This window comes from Sphaerisporangium sp. NPDC049002 (assembly GCF_040649355.1).
GTDB lineage: Bacteria > Actinomycetota > Actinomycetes > Streptosporangiales > Streptosporangiaceae > Sphaerisporangium.
Genome location: NZ_JBEZFH010000141.1, coordinates 1 through 19,746 on the forward strand (window position 1 = coordinate 1; position 19,746 = coordinate 19,746).

Genomic DNA, 19,746 nt, shown 5'->3' on the forward strand with positions numbered 1-19,746 from the left:
GGCGGCGCCGGCGGCGACGTGGCCCGCGAGGACCTGCGCCGCTACCGGTCCGAGGAGGCCGCTCCCGAGCCGCCGGACGGCCCACGCGAGGGCCTCGCGCCCCCTGAGGGCCCTGTGCCGTCTGAGGGCCCTGTGCCGTCTGAGGCCGCTGCTTCCGAGGGTGTGCTCGGAGGGAGGGTGGAGAGGCCGGTCGTCATGCGCTCGGGCGCGCACCCGTACGAGTTCGACCGGCGCGGGCTGCTGACCGGGGTCGCCGCGGGCGTGGTCGTCGCCGGGGCCGCAGGGCTGGCCGGCAGGGGCCTCGCCGGCCGGCTGAACGTCGACGCCGAACGGGCGCGGATCGCGCTGCCCAGGCCCGCGACGCCCGCCAAGCCCCTGCCGGCCGGCGTCGACCTCCGCCTGAAGGACCTGTCTCCGTTCACCACCCCGAATCTCGACTTCTACCGGGTCGACACGGCGCTGGTCGTGCCCCAGGTGGATCCCAAGACCTGGACGCTGAAGATCCACGGCATGGTCGACAGGCCCATCGAGCTGACCTACGCCGAGCTGGTCAAGCGGCCCCTCATGGAGGCCGACGTCACGCTGACCTGCGTGTCGAACGACGTCGGGGGACCGTACGTCGGCAACGCCCGCTGGCTCGGCACGCGCCTGGCCGACGTGCTCCGCGAGGCCGGCATCCGGTCCGGGGCCGACATGCTGCTGTCCACCTCCTCCGACGGATGGACCTGCGGCACCCCCGTGGACGTCACGATGGACGGCCGGGACGCGCTCCTCGCCATCGCGATGAACGGCGAGGTCCTGCCCGTCTCCCACGGCTTCCCCGTGCGCCAGGTGATCCCCGGCCTGTACGGCTACGTGTCGGCGACCAAGTGGGTCACCGACATCAAGGTCACCCGCTACGACCAGGACGAGGCGTACTGGACGCCGCGTGGATGGGCGCCCAAGGGGCCCATCAAGACCGAGTCGCGGATCGACCTTCCCCGGGGCGGTTCCACCATCCCCGCCGGCCGTACGGCCATCGCGGGCGTGGCGTGGGCGCAGCACCGGGGCATCGACGCGGTCGAGGTGCGTGTCGACAAGGGCTCGTGGCGGCAGGCGCGCCTGGCCGAGGTGCCGGGTCCCGACACCTGGCGTCAGTGGGTGGTCGACGACTGGCAGGCCACTCCCGGGAAGCACACCATCGAGGTGCGGGCGACGGACGCGACGGGACAGACCCAGACCGCCGACTACGCCCCTCCCGCACCGGACGGCGCCTCCGGCTGGCACTCCATCCTCGTCGTGGTGAAGTAGCCACCCCCGCCGGGCATTCGGCGTGTGGTCCCAGGTGAATCCGGGAATCGGCAGCCCGCCCGGTCGCGACAGCCCTACGATCGGCCACTGACCGGGGGTCGGTGCGGGGATTTGGGGGAGCACATTGTCCGGAGCCATTTACGGCGGTTCACCGCCGCGGGGGGCGTCTCGGCAGGGGGCGCCGGGGGCGGGCTACAACCCCGTCGTCACGTCCGACGGTGTCCGCTGGCGCGACTACGAACTGGCGGCCGAGTCCTCCGCCGAAGAGTGGCGGCCGGTCCTGCGGCCGCTCACCGTCAACGACCGTCCGGTCTCCGCGTGGCACGACGGCCCCGCCCCCGTACGGCACGACGTTCCGGTGCCCGTACGGCACGATGCCCCCGCGCCCGTACGGCACGATGTCCCGGTGCCCGCTCGGTGCGACGGTCCGCCGGAACGCCGGGAGAGCTCGGCGCCGAGACGGCGAGACGGGCTTCTGCCGCGCTGGCCCGAGGGGCTGCTGTCCGCGAGGCGCGACGGGCCCTCCCGGCGCCACGACGGGCTCCTGCCCAGGTGGCCGCTTCCGGCGGCCGACTGGTTCGACGCCCCCGGACGGCCGCCCCGGCTCGACGCCTCACGGCCGTACGGCACACCGGGCGGCCTGGCCTGGCCCGACCCGCAGGTCCAGCGCGACCTGTGCCAGGTCGTGCCCGACGGGGCCCGATTCCCCGACCCGCGCGGCACCTGGGTGCGCCTGGTCAACGGGGAAGGCCCCTCGGAGGATCCCTTCCGGGCGACCAACTCCCTCGACTGCGCGCTCGCGGTCGTCTCCACCTGGCACGGGGAGCCGGTCGTGGCCGCGCCCCGGCAGCCCGGGTACGACCGGGTGGGCCGGCCCTCGCTGAGCGGGGAGGCCGGCGGGGTCGCCCGTGCGGAGCGCTGGCTGGGGCACCGTTTCGAGCACGTCGGGCAGGGGCGCCGTGCGTACACCACGGTCGCGCGGCGCCTGGGGGGCGGAGGGCATGGCGCGGCGGCCGTGCTGGTCACCCGCTGGCCGTCCGGAGGCAGCCACGCGTGGAACGCCGTCAACGCGGCGGGCGAGGTGGTGTGGATCGACGCCCAGCGCGGGCACACCTCCGTGGACCCGCCCCCCGGACCCGTCACCGGCGTCTTCTGCGTCGTGATCGACCGGCGGGGGCGGCGCCTGTGAGCGGGCTGGGGCTCTCGGCGGAGCAGGCCAGGCTGCTGGCCGAGGAGTACTTCAACGGCCCGCTGCCCGCCGAGGAGGCGACGGAGGTCGGCCTCTACGTGTTCGAGGAGGGATACGTCGCCTGGGCGAAGACGCCCGAGCCCGAGGATCCCGGCACGCTGCCCGCCACCGTCGGGGGCGGGTGCGTGGTCATCGACAGGTTCACCGGCGAGCTCTCGATCCGTCCCCTGCTGAACCCCGAGACGGTCGCCGACCAGTGGCCGGGGCGCCGGCCCCGGTAGACGCTATGCGTCCCAGGTGACCGGGAGGCTGTGCACGCCGTAGATCAGCATGTCGGTGCGCAGCGGCACCTCCTCGGGCGGTACGGCCAGGCGGAGGGTCGGGAAGCGGTCGAACAGCGCGGGGTAGCCGACCCGCATCTCGATGCGCGCCAGTTGCTGGCCGATGCACTGGTGGATGCCGTGGCCGAAGGCCACATGCCCGCTCGCCGACCGGTGCAGGTCGAGGGTGTCGGGGTGGGGGAACCGGTCGGGGTCGCGGTTGGCCGCCGGCACCGAGACGGTGACCGTCTGACCTTCCTTGATCACCTGCCCGCCCAGCTCGACGTCCTCAAGCGCCACCCGCACTGTGCAGGGGATGATGCTCAGATAGCGCAGCAGCTCCTCGACGGCCTCGTCGACGCCGTCCGGGTCGGCGCGCAGGACGGCCAGCTGGTCGGGGTGGCGCAGCAGGGCGAAGGCGCCCAGCGAGAGCATGTTCGCGGTGGTCTCGTGCCCGGCGCCCAGCAGCGTGAAGCCGATGTTGGTGAGCTCCTCGTCGGTGAGCGGGCCGGCGGTCAGGCCGCTGAGCAGGTCGTCGGTGGGCTTGGCGCGCTTGGCGAGCACCAACTCCCCCATGAACTCGCGCAGCGCGGTGTAGGCGGCGAACATCTCCTGCGGGGAGTTGTCCAGGCGCATCAGCGCGGTCGACTGCTCCTGGAACAGCTCCCGGTCCGAGTAGGGCACCCCGAGCAGCTCGCAGATCACCAGCGAGGGGATGGGCAGCGCGAACGCCTCCATCAGGTCGACCGGCGGACCGTGGCGCTCCATGGCGTCCAGGTGATCGGCGGTGATCTCCTCGATGCGTCCGGTGAGCCGGCGCATGCGGCGGACGGTGAACTGCCCGGTGAGCAGGTGCCGGTACCGGGTGTGCTCAGGGGGGTCGGTCTGGGTGAAGATCCCTGGCGGAGCCGGCCGGCGCTCGGCGGTGGCGGTCGGCCCGGGCAGCGGGAAGTGCAGGAGCTCGGCCCTGGCGCTGAAGCGGGGGTCGGCCAGGACCGCGCGGGTCAGGGCGTGGCTGGTCACGAGCCAGCCCACGTGCCCGTCGGGGAAGAGCATCGGGCTGACCGGGTGCTTCTCGCGTAGCTCGGTCAGCTCCGGGGGCGGATCGAACGGGCAGCCCGGAGCGCGCGTGGTCGGCAGCGGCGCGGCCGAGGGGAGTGGCGTGGTCATGTCGGTTCCTTCCGGCCGGGGTGGTCGCCGTCGATCTCCCCGGTCATCGTCCAGCACCTTCACTTTCGGTAAAAGGCTACGTTGCGTTCAATATTTGGTCAATTCAATGACTGGCTGATTCTGCGTACAGGCAGGTAAAAATCACCTTTTGTTGCAATGAGACTCAAAGCAAATGCAATGCGGAATAGGTCGCCTGTTGCAATGTGCTGCGCGTGAACGCACAATCTCCACACGGGACGATCGACCAGTGGGAGGCGAGCGCGCATGCCGGGAGGCCGGCTGACCTACGAGGACCGCCAGCACATCGCGTCGGGGCTGGCCGAGGGGCTCCAGTACGCCGAGATCGCCAGACGACTTCGGCGGCCGACCTCGACGGTCAGCCGTGAGGTGACCCGCAACGGTGGACACGACGGCTACCGGGCCGATCACGCGCAGCAGGAGACCGGCCGGCGCGCCCGCCGGGGCAAGCCTGCCCCATCTACAGCCGGGTCTCCAGCGCCGCCGAGCGCCGCCGACACGTACGGCCGTGACCGTGACGCGGTGCACGGCTTCGAGGAGCGGTTCACGGCGATGATGGTCCAGACGGGGCTCCCGAGGATGCCGGCCAGGGTGCTCGCCTGCCTGATCACCGACGACGTCGCCAGCCTCACCGCCGCCGAGCTGGTGCGGCGGTTGCGCGTCAGCCCGGCGTCGGTGTCCAAGGCCGTCGGCTACCTCGAACAGCTGGGCGTGGTCAGGCGCGAGCGCGACGCCCGGCGGCGGCGCGAGCGGTATCTCATCGACGAGGACGTCTGGTACCGCGCCAGCGTGAGGGAGGTGCAGGTGTGCGCGATGTGGGCGGACGCCGCCCGGCAGGGGGCCGAGGTGCTCGGCGCCACCACCCCGGCCGGCACCCGGCTGGACCAGATGAGCCGGTTCTTCGGCTTCGTCGGCCGCGACATGGCCCAGGCGGCCGAGCACTGGCGGGAGGTCTTCACCTCCCAGCGCTCCGGCCGCCCGGACCATGCGTGACGAGCCGAGGGGTCAGTCGCTCGCCAGCGAGCCGACGATGGAGGCGCGGGCGGCGCGGCGGCCCGGAAGGACGGCCGCGAGCACCCCTGCCAGGCCGGACAGGGCGACGAAGAGGAGCACCTGCGTCACCGGGACCCGGAAGTGGATGTCGTCCACGATCGTCCGGGTGGCCGCCCAGCCGAACGTGACGCCCAACGCCACGCCGACGATCGCCCCCATGACGCCGAGGATCAGCGCCTCCACCGACAGCATCCGCCGCAACTGCGGCCGGGTCAGGCCAAGGGCTCTGAGCAGCGCCGACTCCCGGGTCCGTTCGTACACCGACAGGCTCAGCGTGTTGGCGATGCCCAGCAGCGAGATGAGGATCGCCAGCCCGAGCAGCCCGGCGATGATCATGAGCATCATGTCCAGCGCCTCGTCGAACTGGGTCCTGACCTCGGTCGAGCTGAGGACCTTGGCGGTCGGGTACGGCTGCGCCGCGGCCTCGACGGCCTTCCTGGAGACGTCGGGGGTCACGCCGTCCTTGGCGTTCACGAGAACGCGGCGGTCGTCCAGCCGGCCGAAGTAGTTCTCGAAGGCGCCCTCCGGCACGGTGACGCCCGGCAGCGACTCCGTGTCACCGTCGAAGATCCCGAGCACCGTGACCTTTACCGTGCCCGCCTTGGGCGTGGCCAGCGTGATCGAATCGCCCGGTGCGATCCCGAGGTCCTTGGCGACGTAGGTGGCCACCAGCGCGGACCCGGCCGTGAAGCCGCGCATGGACCCCTGCTTCAGCGCGGGCGTGTACGGCCCGTCGAAGGTGCCGACCGGAAACGTTTCGTCGCCCTGGCCCACCTTGGCGTCCGCCTCCCGGATCTGCACCACCGAGGCCAGCTCGGGCCTCGTACGGAGATCGGTGGCCAGGGCTCGCGGGAGAGCAGACTCGCTGGAACCGCCGGCCTGCGCGGAGAGCATGTAGTCGACCGGGAACTGCTCGTCGAGCCGTGCCGTGTACGTCGCGCGGGTGGTCGCGGTGATGACCGAGATCAGCGTCATCAGCGTCACCCCGATCGTCAGCGCGACCGTCGTCGTGGCCGAACGCCTCGGATTGCGCCGGGAGTTGTCCATCGCGAGCTTGCCGGGAACGCCGAACAGCCTGGCGGGCGCCCAGCCCGCGAAAGCGCTCAGCGGCTTGACGATGACCGGACCGAGGATCAGCACGGCGCAGAAGGTCAGCACGCCGCCGGCCATGACGATGTAGAGCGCCGCCGGCCCGGACTTCATCGTGACTCCGGCCACGGTCGCTCCCGCGCCGCCCAGCAGGAACAGTGCGGCGAACACCATCCGCACGACCCCGGTCCTGAACGTGTGGTCGTCGGTCTGGGTGCGCAGGGCCGCGATCGGGGCGACCTTGGTGGCCGTGCGAGCGGGCATCAGCGCGGCACCGACGGTGACGACCAGGCCGATGACGATGGCGAGGGCGATGGTACGCGGCGCAAGCGAGACACCGCCCGAGGGCAGTTCCTGTCCCGTCGCTTTCAGCACGGCGAGCGCCCCGGCGCCGAGGCCGAGCCCGGTCAGCAGGCCGAGAGCCGAGGAGATGAGGCCGACCGCCACCGACTCCAAGAGGATGGAACCGAAGACCTGCCTGCGGGTGGCGCCGATGCAGCGAAGCAGCGCCATCTCCCTGGTGCGCTGAGCGACCAGGATGTTGAACGTGTTGTAGATGACCAGCGCCGCGACGAGCATCGCGACCAGGCCGAACATCAGCAGCCCCAGGGTGATGAAGTCCATGTCGGCGCCGTTGGCCCTGGTCAGTTCCCTGGCGAACTCGTCCCCGGTCCAGGCCCTGAACTTCGTGCCGGTGAGCGCCGAGGAGATCGCGGCCTTCAGGCTCTCGGGCGTCGTGCCGTCCGCCGCCGCCACGTCGATCTCGGTGAAGCCCTTCTCCCCGGTCATGGCCTGCGCCGTGGCCGAGGTGAACCCGACCGCGCCCGTGTAGGCGAGCTGCTGGTCCACGCCCACGTCGAAGAGCCCGACCAGCTGGAATGTGTGCGGCTTGCCGTGGACGTCCAGCACCGAGACGGTGTCTCCTGGCGTGAAGCCCCGGGTCTTGGCCGTGTTCTTGTCGATGACGACCTGGTCGCCGGTGGTGGGGGCGGTTCCGGAGGTGATCGCCGTGCGGCTCAGCCTGCCCGTGACGACGGAGACGCCGGTGGTCGGGATGTCGCCGACCGCCTTGCCGTCCTTGCCGATCAGCGCGGCCTCGCCCTGCACCAGGCCCTGCGCCTCGGCGACGCCGGTGACGCCCCGGACCTTGGCCAGGTCGCCCGCGAGCAGCCGGGCGGGCTTGTCACCACCGGAGTCGGAGGGAAGCACCGCCACGTCCACCTTGTCGGCGGAGGCGGCGATCTGCTGGGAGAAGCCCGCCTGGACCGTGTCGGTGAGCACGAACGTGCCCGCGATGAAGCCCACCCCCAGCGTGATCGCCAGAGAGGTGAGCAGGAGCCGTAGCTTGTGCGCGCGCAGCCCCGCCAGAGTGGTGCGGAACACCTCAGCCCTCCAGCTTCATCAGCGTGTCGAGCACGGTCTGCGGGGACGGCTGCGCCAGCTCGGTCACCAGCAGGCCGTCGCGCAGGAACACCACGCGGTCGGCGTACGAGGCGGCGACGGGGTCGTGGGTCACCATGACGATGGTCTGGCCGAGCTCCCGTACGGAGGTGCGCAGGAAGGAGAGCACCTCCGCGCCGCTGCGCGAGTCCAGGTTGCCGGTCGGCTCGTCCGCGAAGATGACCTGGGGCTTGCTGATGAGCGCCCGGGCGACCGCGACGCGCTGCTGCTGGCCTCCCGACAGCTCGCCCGGCTTGTGCCTGAGCCGGTCGCGCAGCCCGACGGTGCGGATCACCATGTCGAACAGCTGCTGGTCGGCCTGGCGGCCGGCGATGTCCAGCGGCAGGCGGATGTTCTGCTCGGCGGTCAGCGTCGGGAGCAGGTTGAAGGCCTGGAAGATGAAGCCGACCCGCTCGCGCCGCAGCAGGGTGAGCTGCTTGTCGCTCAGCCGGGTGATCTCGATGTCGCCGATGCGGACCTCGCCTTCCGTGACGGTGTCCAGCCCCGCCAGGCAGTGCATCAGCGTGGACTTCCCCGAGCCCGACGGACCCATGATCGCGGTGAAGGCACCGGTGTCGAATCCGACGTCGACCCCGCTCAGCGCGCGCACGGCGGCGTCGCCCTCGCCGTACACCTTGGTCACTCCTCTGGCGACGACGGCCGCGGGCGCGGTCCGGCGGACGGCTTCCTCTCCGGTGACGGTCACGTGTGGCTCCTCAAGCGGTAAACAGGTGAAATGCGGAAACTCTCCGCGAGATCAACGCTATTGCCGCGCGGGCCGCGAACCATGAGCCCTGGGAACGGACTTCGGGTACGCCCTGGGAGGGGTGGCGCGGGCCGGGTGCGACTGCTGAGGTAGGCGTGACTCAGCCTTTCGGCCGACCCCGGCCCACGGGGCTATCGCTCGTCGCCCTCGCGGAACGGGGTGATCAGCCCGGTCTCGTACGCGTACACCACCACTTGGGCGCGGTGGCGCACGCCCAGCTTGGCCAGCACCCGGCCGAGATGCGTCTTGACCGTGGCCTCCGCCAGAGTGAGCCGCTCCGCGATCTCCGCGTTGGACAGCCCACGCCCGACCAGCACCAGGACCTCGCGCTCGCGGGCGGTGAGCTGGCGCAGGCCTTCCGGCTCCGCCGTCTGCGCGCTGGGCAGGTGGGCGGTGAACCGCCGCAGCAGCCGCCTGGTCGTGCTGGGCGCCACCACGGCGTCCCCCGCGTGCACGGAATGGATCGCGCTGATGAGGTCGGACGGCGGCACGTCCTTCAGCAGGAAACCCGACGCCCCCGCCTTGAGCGCCGTGAAGGCGTACTCGTCGAGGTCGAAGGTCGTCAGGATGAGCACCCTGGGCGGGTCGGGCATGGCCAGGATCAGCCGGGTCGCCTCGACGCCGTCCATGCGGGGCATGCGCACGTCCATCAGGACGACGTCGGCCCGTACGGAACCGAGCAACCGCACGGCGGCGGCCCCGTCGGCGGCTTCTCCGACGACGTCGATGTCCGGCTGGGCCCCGAGGACCATGCGGAATCCGGCCCGTACGAGCTCCTGGTCGTCGACCAGCACCACCCTGACGTTCACGCGGCCCTGCTCACCGGTAGCCGTACGGTCACCTGGAAACCTCCTCCGGGGCAGGGGGAGGCGTGCACGCTTCCGTCGTACATCGCGACGCGCTCGCGCATGCCGATCAGCCCGTGCCCGTCGATGCTCCGGGGCGCCGCCGCGCCCCGCCCGTCGTCGACCACCCGCAAAGTGATGTCCTGCGGACCGTACTCCATCTCGACCCGGGCACGGGCATCCGGCCCCCCGTGCTTGAGGGCGTTGGTCAGGGCCTCCTGGACGATGCGGTAGATCACCAGTTGCTCGCCCTCCGGCAGGTCGCGGGGGGGGCCGCTCACCGTGAACTCCACCGGCAGGCCCGACTGGCGGATGTGCGCCATCAGCTCGTCGAGGTCCGCCACGCCCGGCTGGGGCGCGTAGTCCTCCTCGCCCGCGTCGTCCTGCCTCAGCACCCCGACCAGGCGGCGCATCTCGGCGAGCGCCTGCCGTCCGGTGCTGGAGATGGTCTGTACGGCCCGGCGTGCCTGTTCGGGGTCGCTGTCGATGGTGTAGCCCGCGCCGTCGGCCTGGACGATCATCACGCTCACGTTGTGGGCCACCACGTCGTGCAGCTCGCGGGCGATCCGTGCCCGCTCGGCCGCCGTGGCGATGCGGGCCTGTTGGTCGCGCTCGTGCTCGGCGCGTTCGGCCCGTTCCTCCAGGCTTTCGAGGTAGCGCCGCCGGGTGTTGGCGTAGATGCCGCCGATCCAGGGAGCGACCACGAACAGCGAGCCGGAGGCGAAGGCCAGGAGACTCGGCATGCCGAAGCGCACCATCAGCAGGCACACGTTCAGCTCGACGATGGCCCCGGCGACGAGGGCCCAGCGCAGGGGACGGTACGACGCGACGCAGTACATCGCTACGAGGACCGCGACGTCCGCGGGGATCGGTTCGATCCTGGACAGAGACTGCGCGAAGGCGATGAGCGCGATGGCGGCGAACACGTGGAGGGGCCGGCTCCGCCGCCAGACGAGCGGGGCGATGAGCGCGGCGGACAGCGCCAGGTATCCCGGCACGCCGAGGTCGACGGCGTCCACGTTATGACTCCGGGTGAAGCCGCCGGTCGACTGGACGCATAGGAGGACGAGCGGTGCCATGACGAGGCCGTTCACCACCCTGCCGTGGCGGGATCCCCATGCGCGCACTCTGCCGAACACGGATCCAACCCTACGTTCGCGCAGTTCACGTCCCTTCCCTCTGGAGAGGGATCTGTTCCTACGACCCAGGTCGTATGCGGCTCGGAACCGACAAATGGCTTACACCGGTCTTACGGCTCGTAAGGGATAGTTCTTTTTGGGAGCACCTCCGGGTGAGTAAAGGGAGACAGTGATGCCGGGGTACAAAGACGACGGGTCGCGTGGCAGGGGGGAAAGCCACGCGACCCCGAGGCCCCAGACCGTCTCCCCTTCCCGCGCCTGACGCCCCATGCCCAGCGGGCCGATCGCGATCGAGCCGCCTCCATCACAATGGAGGCGGCTCTCGTTGTGGCTCGGATGAGGCTCCGGCTGTCGCGGTGGGGTCGGTGGGATTCGAACCCACACTGTCAGGTACCTAAAACCTGTGCCTCCTGCCATTGGGCTACGACCCCATGCCTGTACGGCTTGCGCCATCTTAGTTGAGCGCGGGGCGACAGCCGTACCTATTAAGCGAGGCCCAGATCTTTGCGCAGACGCGCGACGTGACCCGTGGCCTTCACGTTGTACAGAGCCTTCTCGATCTTGCCGTCGGCGTCGATGACGAACGTCGACCGCAGCACCCCGACCGTCGTCCTGCCGTACATCGTCTTCTCACCGTAGGCGCCGTACGCCTGGTGGACCGCGAGGTCGGGGTCGGACAGCAGCGGGAACGTCAGCGCGTCGCGCTCGGTGAACTTCGCCAGCTTCTGCGGGGTGTCCTTCGACACGCCGAGCACGGTGATGCCGGCCGCGGCCAGGCTGTCGAGGCTGTCGCGGAAGTCGCAAGCCTGCTTCGTGCACCCAGGCGTCATCGCGGCGGGGTAGAAGTAGAGGATGACCCGCTTGCCACGGAAGGATTCCAGGCTGGTGCCCGTGCCCTCGGCGTCGGGCAGGGTGAAGTCGGGCGCGGCGTCGCCGGGTTCGAGTCTCGTCTGCGTCACGGAGACAACCTACCGGCACGCCCACCGTGCCGCGTGGACACACGACCTGACAGACTGATCGCTGCGAACGTGGCGGCGAGCCGGGCGAGGGAGGCTCGCCCGGGAGGAAGCGAAGGGGATCGTCATGGCGGACACCGATCCCGAGGCGCTCGAGAAGAACATCGAGCGCACCCGGGCGGAGCTGGCTGTAACCGTGGATGCCATCGTCGATCGCGTCAGCCCCAAGCGGGTCGCCGGGCGCGGCGTGGCCAAGGCCAGGGCCAACGCCGAGCACCTGGTCGCGGCGGCACGCGACATGGCCTTCGGCGTGGCCTACCCGGCGAAGTTCGCCGAGCCCGGGGCGTACGGCGAGGACGAGGGCTGGCACGATGACTTCCCTCCGAGGAGCCTCGCGCCGATCCTCATCGGCGTGGGCGCGGTCGTCGTGGTGGGTGCCGCGATAGCCCTCTGGCGTCGCCGCCGCTGACCCGCGCCGCAGGTCAGAGGAACGCCTTGCCCTCGCCCCGGTAGGTCGGCACCGTCTCCACCACGCGGTCGCCCTCGACCAGGTGGAGCGCGTCGAAGCGCTCGCAGAGCTCTCCGGCCTTGGCGTGGCGGAACCACACCCGGTCGCCGATCCTCAGGTCGTGGGCCGCCTGGCCGAGCAGGGGGGTCTGCACCTCGCCCGCGCCCTCCCGCGCGTCGTACCGCAGCCCGGCCGGAAGATACGGCTGGGGAAGCCGGGACGCGCCCGCCGAGCCGGAGGCATGGTAGCCGCCGCCCAGCACGGTGACCACTCCGTCGACGGGCCTACGCACGACGGGGAGCGCGAACAGCGCCGCGGGCCGGCCGGTGAAGCCCCTGTAGAAGTCGAACAGACGCGGGTGGAAGAACCCCGATCCGGCCGCGACCTCGGTGACCGCCTTCTCGCGTGAGGTCTTCTCGACCGACCCCGTGCCGCCGCCGTTGACGAACTCCAGGTCGGTGACCTGCCGGACGGCCTCGGCGATGCGTCCCCTGCGGACGATCAGCTCGCGCTGCGACCGGGCCTGCATCCACCGGATCACCTGGCCGTACGGGCCCGGCACCCGGTCGCCCACGCCCGCGATCTGGGCCTCGTAGGCCATCAGCCCGACCATCCGGAACCCCGGGCGTTTGGCTATCTCGGCGGCCAGCTCGGCCGCCTGCTCCGGCTCCCTGACCGAGGAGCGCAGCACTCCGGCACGCAGCTTGCCTGCGAGCGCGGTGAACGCCGCATCAATATCCAGACATATACGGATCTCGTGGCGGGGCGGCACGCCGTCGACCGCTTCGTCGATGGCGTCCAGATGCTCGGGGCAGTCGACCATCAGCGTGATCTCCCGGGCTGCCCGCGCGTCCCCCGCCAACTCGGCCAGCGCCCTCCTGTCCGTTGTCGGGTAGGCGACCAGGATGTCGGAGAACCCCTCGGAGGCGAGCCAGAGAGCCTCGGGGAGGGTGAAGCCCATGACCCCGGCGAAGCCGTCCATCTCCAGCGCGCGCCGGAGGACGGCCCGGCAGCGGATCGACTTGCTGGCGACCCTGATCGGCTTGCCCCGCGCCCTGCGGGCCATCGCGGCGCCGTTGGACCGGAGCGCGTCCAGGTCGAGGATGGCGAACGGGGGATCGAGATCCGCGGTGGCCCGGTCATAGCGCTGGCGGTCGTCCATGACCGAAGCTTAATCCGCCCTCATAGATGAGCATAGTTCACGTTAGGTGGCTTCCCGGGGATCACTCCGTGCCTGATGAAGCGTTCGCTTCGCCCGGTGCCGCCGATGTGGGCTGTATGGCGGCCGGTGCCGGGGGGTTCGCGGCCCTGCGGCGTCCGGCGGGACGCCTGACGCGACGCAGGCCCTCGAACGTGAGACCCGCCGCCATGCACGCGACCGGTACGACGGGCACGACGTACCGGTGGTCGAACGCGGCGATCAGCGGGGGCAGGACGAGCAGCGTCACGGCCACCGCCCACGGCAGGAGCACCGGGCCGCCCAGCCGCCGCCAGCGCATGAGCACTCCGAACAGGCCCACGAGCATGATCATCGCGAGCAGCGGGCCCCGCACATAGCCCTGCTCCTGGTAGGCGCGCAGCCAGCCGGCATAGGGCTCGGCGATCACCGTGTCGCCGCTGCGGCCCTGGTAGGCCGAGGTCAGCTCGGGCGCGGTGCGGCCAGAGGAGGCGATCTTGTCGGTGAACGGTTTCACCGAGTCGGGGAAGACGTACGCGCTCTGCGGGCCGGGGGTGGGATAGACCCTGCGGGTCCACTCGAAGCCCCACAGGGCGTCCTTGACGCCGGTGAGCACGAAGTCGATCGGCTGCGCCATGATCGCCTCAGTGGAGAACCGGCCCGCGAGCCGCTCGCGGTCGGCGTCCTTGCGGACCTTGGCGAGCGGCGACCTCGCATCCCAGATGTAGACCGGGGGCGCGGGGCGCCGGCCCACGGGTTCGGTGGGACAGAGCACCTTCTCGTCGCCTGCCGGTCGTATCTTCGCGCAGTCGGCGAACGTCATGGTGCGCGCCCAGAGCCAGACGTTGCTCTGGCCGAGGCCGTAGCTTCCGTGCTCGCTGTGGAACCAGACCGCGTACCCTCCGATGCCCACGGCGCCCGCGAGCGCGGCGGCGAGCAGGGCCCGCCACCCCGCCCGCGCGATCAGCATCCAGACGAGCGCGATGACCAGCACGGGCAGGCCGACGGTGCGGGTGGAGGTGGCGGCCACCAGCAGCAGGCCGGCGGCCACGGCCGTCCACACGGCCGTCCCTGCCGTCGCCCCCACCGTTGTCCCTGCTGCTGTCCCTGCCGCCGTTCCCACCGCCGGACGCTCGCGCCAGAGCAGCACGGTCACCGCCGCCGTCACCAGGAAGGTGAACAGCAGGTCGGCCATGATCAGGTGCTCAAGCTGGATCAGGTGGGTGTCGAGCAGCACCGGGACGGCCGCCAGGGTCGCGCCGCAGCCCGGCAGCCGGGCGCGGCGGCGGAGCAGGGCGTAGACGCAGACCGCCATGCCCAGCCCGAGCAGGTGCTGGACGACGACGACCGCGCCGAAGCTCTCCAGTGGCCGCAGCGCCCACAGAAACAGGGAGTACCCGGAGGGGCGCGAATCCAGCGGCTGAGGATCGAGTGCCGCCTTGACGTAGACGAACGAGTCGGCCCAGAACCAGAGTGCCGGACGGTACCCGAGGACGGCGACCAGCCTCAGCAGAGCCCCGGTCGCCAGCGCGAGCAGGAAGACCCAGTGGGCCCGCGCGAACGCCTTCACGGACGGACGTGAGGAGCGGGGGTCGGGTGCCTCCGTGGCAGTGGGGGCGACCGTGTTCGGAGCCGTGCCCGGCAGCACCGGAACCTCCTCGGGGGCGACGACGGGGTTTCATGCTAGGTGCCCCCGCAACCCCCCGCACCCGTTGTCCACACCCTCCCAGGGAACCCACATCCCACAGGACCCTCCCCTGGCCGGTCCTGCCCCTCGGTCTCGCCTCGGCGTGTCCTCTCGCTGGGTCACGTCTCGGCCGGCCTGCCGTCCGGTCCCGTCTTTGACCGGCCCAGCTCATTGGAACTCACCTCGACCGGCCATCTCAGGGCGTCGCCGACATCCGTGGTCGGCGGCTCCACCGGCCCTTTCCAGCCGATCGGAGCGGGAGACTAGGTTGACATCGGCGCTCATTATAGAGAGCATTGCTCTCGATATAGAGCGCGTGAATGGAAGCTCCCACCCCTCCCGATAGGAACGACACTCGTGAACGTCTCCGCCCCCGCACTTCCCCGTCCCCGCATGGGGGCCGCGGCCCTCGCGGTCGCCGGCGTCCTGTTCCTCGCCTATCCCTTGGTGCGGCCGTACTCCGACGAGTCGTCCCTGGCAGGTGCGGTGGCGATGGCCTCGTCGGCCTGGATCGCGTCCCATCTGTTCGCCGTCGTCGGGTTCGTCCTGCTCACGCTGGGACTGCTGGCACTCCATCTGGTGCTGAACCAGCGCCGCACTCTTCACGCGCTCGTGGTGACGTGGATCGGCGCGGGACTGACCCTTCCCTACTACGGTGCCGAAGTCTTCGGCGCGAACGTCATCGGTCACCGAGCTGTCCAGGACGGCAGCGCATCACTGCTGCGACTCGTCGAAGAATTCCGTTACCTTCCCGCGGCGATCACCTTGTTCGGGGCCGGACTCGTGCTGCTGGCCGTCGGCGTGACGATGGCCGCCGTCGCGATCTGGCGCTCGGGCACGCTGGCACGTTGGAGCGCCGTGCCCCTCGCCGCCGGGTTCGCCCTGTTCCTCCCGCAGTTCTTCGCCCCGCCCGCGCTCCGCATCGCGCACGGCGCGCTGATCGCGATCGGCGGCGTCCGGCTCGGCCTTGAACTGCTGCGCACGCGGTAGCGCGGGCGCATCCGGTCAGGTGTGAGCGAAGGTGCGGCGGTACCGGCTCGGGGCTGTGCCGATGATTCGGGTGAAGTGGCGGCGGAGCATCGTCGCCGTGCCGAACCCGCACCGTGTGGCCACCTGCTCGACAGACAGTTCGGTGGTCTCCAGTAGCCGCTGCGCCTCGGCGACGCGCTGCCTGATCAGCCATTGCGCGGGCGTGGTGCCGGTGAGCGCGACGAAGTTGCGGGCGAAGGTACGCGGCGCCGTACGGGCGTGTCTCGCCAGGTCGCTGACGGTGAGTGGCCGTTCGAGGTGGCCGCGGGCCCACTCCAGCGTGGTGGTGATGACCGACTTAGCGCTGGGCACCCGGGGCACCAGCCGTTCCACGAACTGCGCCTGGCCACCGTCGCGGTGGGCCGCGGTGACCATACGGCGGGCGATCGTGTTGGCCACGGCCGCGCCATGCGCCCTTCGGACCAGTTCCAGGCAGAGGTCGACCCCGCCGACCGTCCCGGCGGCGGTCCACACCCCGTCGTCCTCCATGAACAGCACATCCGGTACGACGAGTATGTCCGGATGGTCCCGGGCGAGCCGCTCGGTGAACCGCCAGTGGGTGACGGCCCGGCGGCCGTCGAGGATGCCCGCCGCCGCCAGCACGAACGCCCCCGCGCAGAGCGAGGCGACCGTCTTCCCAGCCGTACGCGCCGCGCGGAGCGCTTCGGCGATCTCATCCGGTACGGGGGCGCTGGGGTCCTCCCGGCCGGGTGCCAGGACCAGGTCCGCACCGGCCAGGCCGTCGAGGTCGTGCGTCGCCTCGACCAACGCGCCCGGGTGCATCCGTACGGGCCGGCCGTCCGCCGAGCAGCGGCGCAGCTCGAAGGCGGGCACCCCGCCGTCCGTACGATCCATGCCCCAGACCTCGGCGATGACCGCGTAGTCGAAGGCCCGCATGTCGTCGTAGAGGAGGGTCGCCACGGTGCGCATGGCAGGAAAGTACCGCACAATGACATTTCTGCCGCTCGCATGCGTACGCCCGGCCGGGCGAGGCTTGGCGTCATGAGCGACATTCACATCGAGCACAACGCCGCGCTGATCGTCATCGACGTGCAGAAGGCCTTCGAGGACGCGTACTGGGGGCGGCGGGACAACCCGGCGGCGGAGGAGAACATCGCGGCGCTGATCCGGGAGTGGGGCGCGCGGCGGCGCCCGGTCGTGGTGGTACGGCACGACTCGCGAACGCCGGGTTCACCGCTGGCACCCGGCCAGCCGGGTAACGAACTGAAGGACCTCGTGGGGGAGGCCCTGGGACCTGACCAAGAGCACCTTCTGGTCACCAAGTCGGTCAACTCCGCGTTCTACGGGGAGCCGAACCTGCACGAGTGGCTGAGCGACCGCGAGATCGGACAGATCGTCATCGTCGGCATCCAGACCAACATGTGCAACGAGACCACGGCCCGCATGGGCGGCAACCTCGGTTACCGGGTGCTGTACCCGATCGACGCCATGCACACCTTCGACGCCATCGGCCCCGACGGCGAGGTCGTCACGGCCGAGGAACTCACCCGCGCCACCGCCGCCAACCTCCACCACGGCGGCTTCGCACAAGTCGTCCGCACCGCCGACCTCGTGAACGCGATGGCTACGGGCTGACCTAGGGGCGGATCTTGCCGAGTAGCGAGTGGCGAGTGGCGCGCATGCCCAGACCATGCGGTTCGGGTGTCCGGCGCACTACGGCGGAGTATCGCGATGATGCGCACGGTAAGCGTGACCCGGGATGGAATCCCTGTCGCACCGTCATGTCCGAGGGTGTGGTCGAGCAGCGTCTTCATGGTGCTGTTGGCTTTGGCTGCGCCCGAGGTAGGTGTAGGTCCAGCGGTCTTTTCCGGTGCGGCGGCGTTGGTAGCGGTCGGGGTGGCGGTAGCGGTCGCGGTTGTGGAACTGGCAGGCGGGTCCGAGGTTCTTGAGGTCGGTGGGTCCGCCGTGGGTCCAACTGTGGGCGTGGTCGATCTGGCACATGGTGGCCGGCAGCGGGCAGCCTTCGACCCAGCAGGTCGCGTATCGGGCGATGACCGCTCGGCGTTGGCTGGGGGTGGCGAGTCGTACTTTGCGCCCCATGTCCAGCACTTGGCCGTCGGCGTTCATCACGATTCGTATCAGGGTGGAGGTGCGGGCGAGCCGGTGGATGTCACCAGCGGGTAGCAGTTGCCCGGTGGCCGGCAGCATGGCGGGGAGGCTTCGATCGGCCCGCTGCCCGCACCTGCCGCACATATCATCGTCGGCCCCGGCAGGCCGTCGCCGGACACGCTGGGCAGGTTGTTCTTCCTCCACAGACCCGCCACACCCAGCAGAGTCCACATACCTCCGACTTCCAGCAGGCTCCGCATGGAAAGGTCCGGCCGGATCGGTAGGTGCGGGTTTGTACCTGGTTTTGGCGTGCCAGGTCTGCGGGTGCGGGGTGTCGCCGTCCTTCGCCTGCACGCTGCCCGCTGTCCGGGCGCCGTGAGCCTCTGACGACGGGTGGAGCGGGTCGTCGGGGAGGGAGGCGGCGTTGACCAGGATCAGCAGTTCGGTGGTGATCTGCTGCTCCAGCAGGGCGATGAAGGCGTCGGCGTTGCGGACGCGCAAGGGGCGGTCGTCGCCGTCGGTACGGGGCCGGGCGTAGGTGTCCAGCAGGGTCTTGAGCCGCGCGGCGGCCTCACGCGGGAGCTGGAACTCCCCTTCCATCCCACCGGTCGCGCTGGGGCGCACGATGAGGAACCGGGCGGCGTGATCGGCTTCGGCCTCGGTGGCGGTCGCGTCGGGGACGAGCACCTCGCGCAGGTAACGGCCCGCCTTGGCCACCTCGCCCGGACTCGCCTCATCGGCCAGGCTGACCAGGATCGGCTCGGCCACCTGCGTCTGCTCGTCGTTCAGGTGCGCGGTGGCCGCACAGATGGCCGACACCATCCCCTCGGGAAGGGTTCCCGAGGCGAACCGCTCCCGCACCACCGGCAGCCGCGCGAGCTCCGACGAGAGGCAGACCAGGTGCCCGGCGGCGGGCATGCTCATCCCGCACCCCGACCGCAACCACGTCTTGGTCGAGGCATGCCCCTGGGCCCTGGCCTCGCCCGACGCATGCACCCGCCCCACCCGGGCCGCGATCGCCGAGGTCAGCCGATCCCGGGCGAACACCAGATCCTCCACCTCTGCCGCGCAGATCGCCGGCGACTCCGGCACCGGCGCCACCGCCAACGCCTCCGCGGCCTCCCGCACCCGCCCTACCAGCACCCACGACGCCCGACCACCATCCCCACCATCCGCCGGGTCGCCGGCGTCCTCTGGGCCGCCGGCATCCGCCTGGTCGTCGGTACCAGTAGAGCCGTCCCCCACGCCACCGCGCTCTGGATCACCTAGATCCTGGCCATACGGCTCGCGGTCATGCGGGGTTGGAGGATTCGGGGCCCGGTCATGTGGGCCTGGGGTGTGCTGGTCTCGGTCGAGGAGGCTGGGGTCGGGAGAGTCCTCCTGCAGGGAGAAGTCGTGTGCGGTGGAGCCGTCGCTGGACCAACCGGAGGAACGCGCGACCGCCGCCGCCCACCACTCGGGGCCCAGGACACCCGGCCTGGATAGGTGTGATCGGCCACGCTCGGAGAAGTCCGTCACACCCCACCCCCAAGAGACTCGAACTCCTGTGCGAATGGTTTCACAAGTCGAACTCTTCCGCAACCCAATTCCCGTCCGCAATAGCCGGGCATTAAGTGCATTAAATCCAAATTGTCGCATCAGGGTTAACTGTCAAAATTGGTACCATCCGGCTTAGGCGGAGTAAGGTCATGGCCGTACTGAACGGGCGTTACCGGGGAGCGGTACCGGTCTGCCCACGTCGCCCGATCTAGTACGAACCACCGTCCTCGTGGGAACTTGCTTGGGGGCATTGGACCGGCCGGAACGCAACCCAATCCAGTTGAGCCACGGGCGGCGGGGCGTGAGGATTGGTGCCTACGAAATCGCCCGTAGAAGCGGCTCCGCAACGTACTTGATTCTCGCCGGCAGTCGTGCGTGAACACGAGCAGCGATCATTGGCCGGAGCGGATATCCTTCTGCGTCGTGTTCGTCCCGGTATTGCGTTCGCAGATCTGATCTGC

Annotated in this window: 17 protein-coding genes and 1 tRNA gene; 7 read left to right on the forward strand and 11 right to left on the reverse strand. The window is 70.7% G+C overall.

The features are described from left to right. From AB0B89_RS24730 to AB0B89_RS24740, 3 genes are all read left to right on the forward strand, one after another. Positions 1-1,290, forward strand: a 1,290-nt coding sequence (locus AB0B89_RS24730) for a molybdopterin-dependent oxidoreductase (RefSeq protein ID WP_358557246.1), incomplete at its 5' end; no start/stop codon positions are given. A 124-nt stretch (positions 1,291-1,414) separates the two neighbouring features. Then, complete coding sequence (locus AB0B89_RS24735) at positions 1,415-2,479, forward strand: toxin glutamine deamidase domain-containing protein (RefSeq protein WP_358557250.1); 1,065 nt, start codon at positions 1,415-1,417, stop codon at positions 2,477-2,479. Further along, entirely contained in the window at positions 2,476-2,760 is a 285-nt protein-coding gene (locus tag AB0B89_RS24740; RefSeq protein ID WP_358557253.1) for a hypothetical protein, read from the forward strand. Before AB0B89_RS24735 ends, AB0B89_RS24740 begins: the two co-directional genes overlap by 4 nt. Positions 2,761-2,763: 3 nt before the next feature. Here AB0B89_RS24740 and AB0B89_RS24745 read toward each other — a convergent pair whose 3' ends face one another. Beyond that, entirely contained in the window at positions 2,764-3,969 is a 1,206-nt protein-coding gene (locus AB0B89_RS24745) for a cytochrome P450 (RefSeq protein ID WP_358557256.1), read from the reverse strand. A 264-nt stretch (positions 3,970-4,233) separates the two neighbouring features. Between AB0B89_RS24745 and AB0B89_RS24750 the strand changes: the two genes are divergently transcribed. Next, positions 4,234-4,980: a helix-turn-helix domain-containing protein gene (locus AB0B89_RS24750; RefSeq protein ID WP_358557259.1), complete on the forward strand. Its 747-nt coding sequence runs from the start codon at positions 4,234-4,236 to the stop codon at positions 4,978-4,980. 12 nt (positions 4,981-4,992) lie between these two features. On the opposite strand, the gene AB0B89_RS24755 is transcribed toward AB0B89_RS24750, so the two are convergent. The 6 genes from AB0B89_RS24755 to bcp all read right to left on the reverse strand — a co-directional run bounded on the left by AB0B89_RS24755 (position 4,993) and on the right by bcp (position 11,278). After that, positions 4,993-7,512 carry an FtsX-like permease family protein gene (locus AB0B89_RS24755; protein ID WP_358557262.1) on the reverse strand — a complete coding sequence of 840 codons (2,520 nt, stop codon included), beginning with the start codon at positions 7,510-7,512 and terminating at the stop codon, positions 4,993-4,995. A gap of 1 nt (position 7,513) precedes the next feature. Continuing rightward, entirely contained in the window at positions 7,514-8,275 is a 762-nt protein-coding gene (locus tag AB0B89_RS24760; protein ID WP_358557265.1) for an ABC transporter ATP-binding protein, read from the reverse strand. A 191-nt stretch (positions 8,276-8,466) separates the two neighbouring features. Further along, positions 8,467-9,144 carry a response regulator transcription factor gene (locus AB0B89_RS24765; RefSeq protein ID WP_358557268.1) on the reverse strand — a complete coding sequence of 226 codons (678 nt, stop codon included), beginning with the start codon at positions 9,142-9,144 and terminating at the stop codon, positions 8,467-8,469. After that, positions 9,141-10,319 carry a sensor histidine kinase gene (locus tag AB0B89_RS24770; RefSeq protein WP_358557270.1) on the reverse strand — a complete coding sequence of 393 codons (1,179 nt, stop codon included), beginning with the start codon at positions 10,317-10,319 and terminating at the stop codon, positions 9,141-9,143. The genes AB0B89_RS24765 and AB0B89_RS24770 overlap by 4 nt, the downstream gene beginning before the upstream one ends. A 357-nt stretch (positions 10,320-10,676) precedes the next feature. Continuing rightward, positions 10,677-10,750 (reverse strand) — tRNA-Leu (locus AB0B89_RS24775). Between the two features lie 54 nt (positions 10,751-10,804). Next, the gene (bcp, locus tag AB0B89_RS24780) at positions 10,805-11,278 is read right to left on the reverse strand and encodes a thioredoxin-dependent thiol peroxidase (RefSeq protein ID WP_358557273.1); all 474 of its coding nucleotides are present in this window, start codon (positions 11,276-11,278) and stop codon (positions 10,805-10,807) included. A gap of 124 nt (positions 11,279-11,402) precedes the next feature. Between bcp and AB0B89_RS24785 the strand changes: the two genes are divergently transcribed. Continuing rightward, positions 11,403-11,744, forward strand: coding sequence for a DUF3618 domain-containing protein (locus AB0B89_RS24785; protein WP_358557276.1), 342 nt, complete (start codon positions 11,403-11,405; stop codon positions 11,742-11,744). A gap of 13 nt (positions 11,745-11,757) precedes the next feature. Here the strand turns inward: AB0B89_RS24785 and AB0B89_RS24790 are convergent, their stop codons facing one another. Beyond that, complete coding sequence (locus AB0B89_RS24790; protein ID WP_358557278.1) at positions 11,758-12,945, reverse strand: amino acid deaminase/aldolase; 1,188 nt, start codon at positions 12,943-12,945, stop codon at positions 11,758-11,760. Positions 12,946-13,006: 61 nt separating this feature from the next. Further along, the gene (locus AB0B89_RS24795) at positions 13,007-14,608 is read right to left on the reverse strand and encodes a hypothetical protein (RefSeq protein WP_358557281.1); all 1,602 of its coding nucleotides are present in this window, start codon (positions 14,606-14,608) and stop codon (positions 13,007-13,009) included. A 396-nt stretch (positions 14,609-15,004) separates the two neighbouring features. Between AB0B89_RS24795 and AB0B89_RS24800 the strand changes: the two genes are divergently transcribed. Further along, a complete protein-coding gene (locus AB0B89_RS24800) occupies positions 15,005-15,637 on the forward strand; it encodes a hypothetical protein (protein ID WP_358557283.1) in 633 nt (210 codons plus the stop codon). A gap of 15 nt (positions 15,638-15,652) precedes the next feature. On the opposite strand, the gene AB0B89_RS24805 is transcribed toward AB0B89_RS24800, so the two are convergent. Continuing rightward, positions 15,653-16,606 carry a helix-turn-helix domain-containing protein gene (locus tag AB0B89_RS24805; protein ID WP_358557286.1) on the reverse strand — a complete coding sequence of 318 codons (954 nt, stop codon included), beginning with the start codon at positions 16,604-16,606 and terminating at the stop codon, positions 15,653-15,655. A 72-nt stretch (positions 16,607-16,678) separates the two neighbouring features. Here AB0B89_RS24805 and AB0B89_RS24810 point away from each other — a divergent pair, with 72 nt between their 5' ends. Continuing rightward, the gene (locus AB0B89_RS24810) at positions 16,679-17,272 is read left to right on the forward strand and encodes an isochorismatase family protein (protein WP_358557288.1); all 594 of its coding nucleotides are present in this window, start codon (positions 16,679-16,681) and stop codon (positions 17,270-17,272) included. 144 nt (positions 17,273-17,416) lie between these two features. Here the strand turns inward: AB0B89_RS24810 and AB0B89_RS24815 are convergent, their stop codons facing one another. Next, entirely contained in the window at positions 17,417-18,889 is a 1,473-nt protein-coding gene (locus tag AB0B89_RS24815; protein ID WP_358557291.1) for a DUF222 domain-containing protein, read from the reverse strand. Between the last annotated feature and the right edge of the window lie 857 nt (positions 18,890-19,746).

Bases quoted from the DNA above. Each gene is read 5' to 3' on its own strand.
- AB0B89_RS24745 (WP_358557256.1), bottom strand. From the start codon at position 3,969: ATGACCACGCCACTCCCCTCGGCCGCGCCGCTGCCGACCACGCGCGCT.
- AB0B89_RS24750 (WP_358557259.1), top strand. From the start codon at position 4,234: ATGCCGGGAGGCCGGCTGACCTACGAGGACCGCCAGCACATCGCGTCG.
- AB0B89_RS24785 (WP_358557276.1), top strand. From the start codon at position 11,403: ATGGCGGACACCGATCCCGAGGCGCTCGAGAAGAACATCGAGCGCACC.
- AB0B89_RS24790 (WP_358557278.1), bottom strand. From the start codon at position 12,945: ATGGACGACCGCCAGCGCTATGACCGGGCCACCGCGGATCTCGATCCC.
- AB0B89_RS24805 (WP_358557286.1), bottom strand. From the start codon at position 16,606: ATGCGCACCGTGGCGACCCTCCTCTACGACGACATGCGGGCCTTCGAC.
- AB0B89_RS24810 (WP_358557288.1), top strand. From the start codon at position 16,679: ATGAGCGACATTCACATCGAGCACAACGCCGCGCTGATCGTCATCGAC.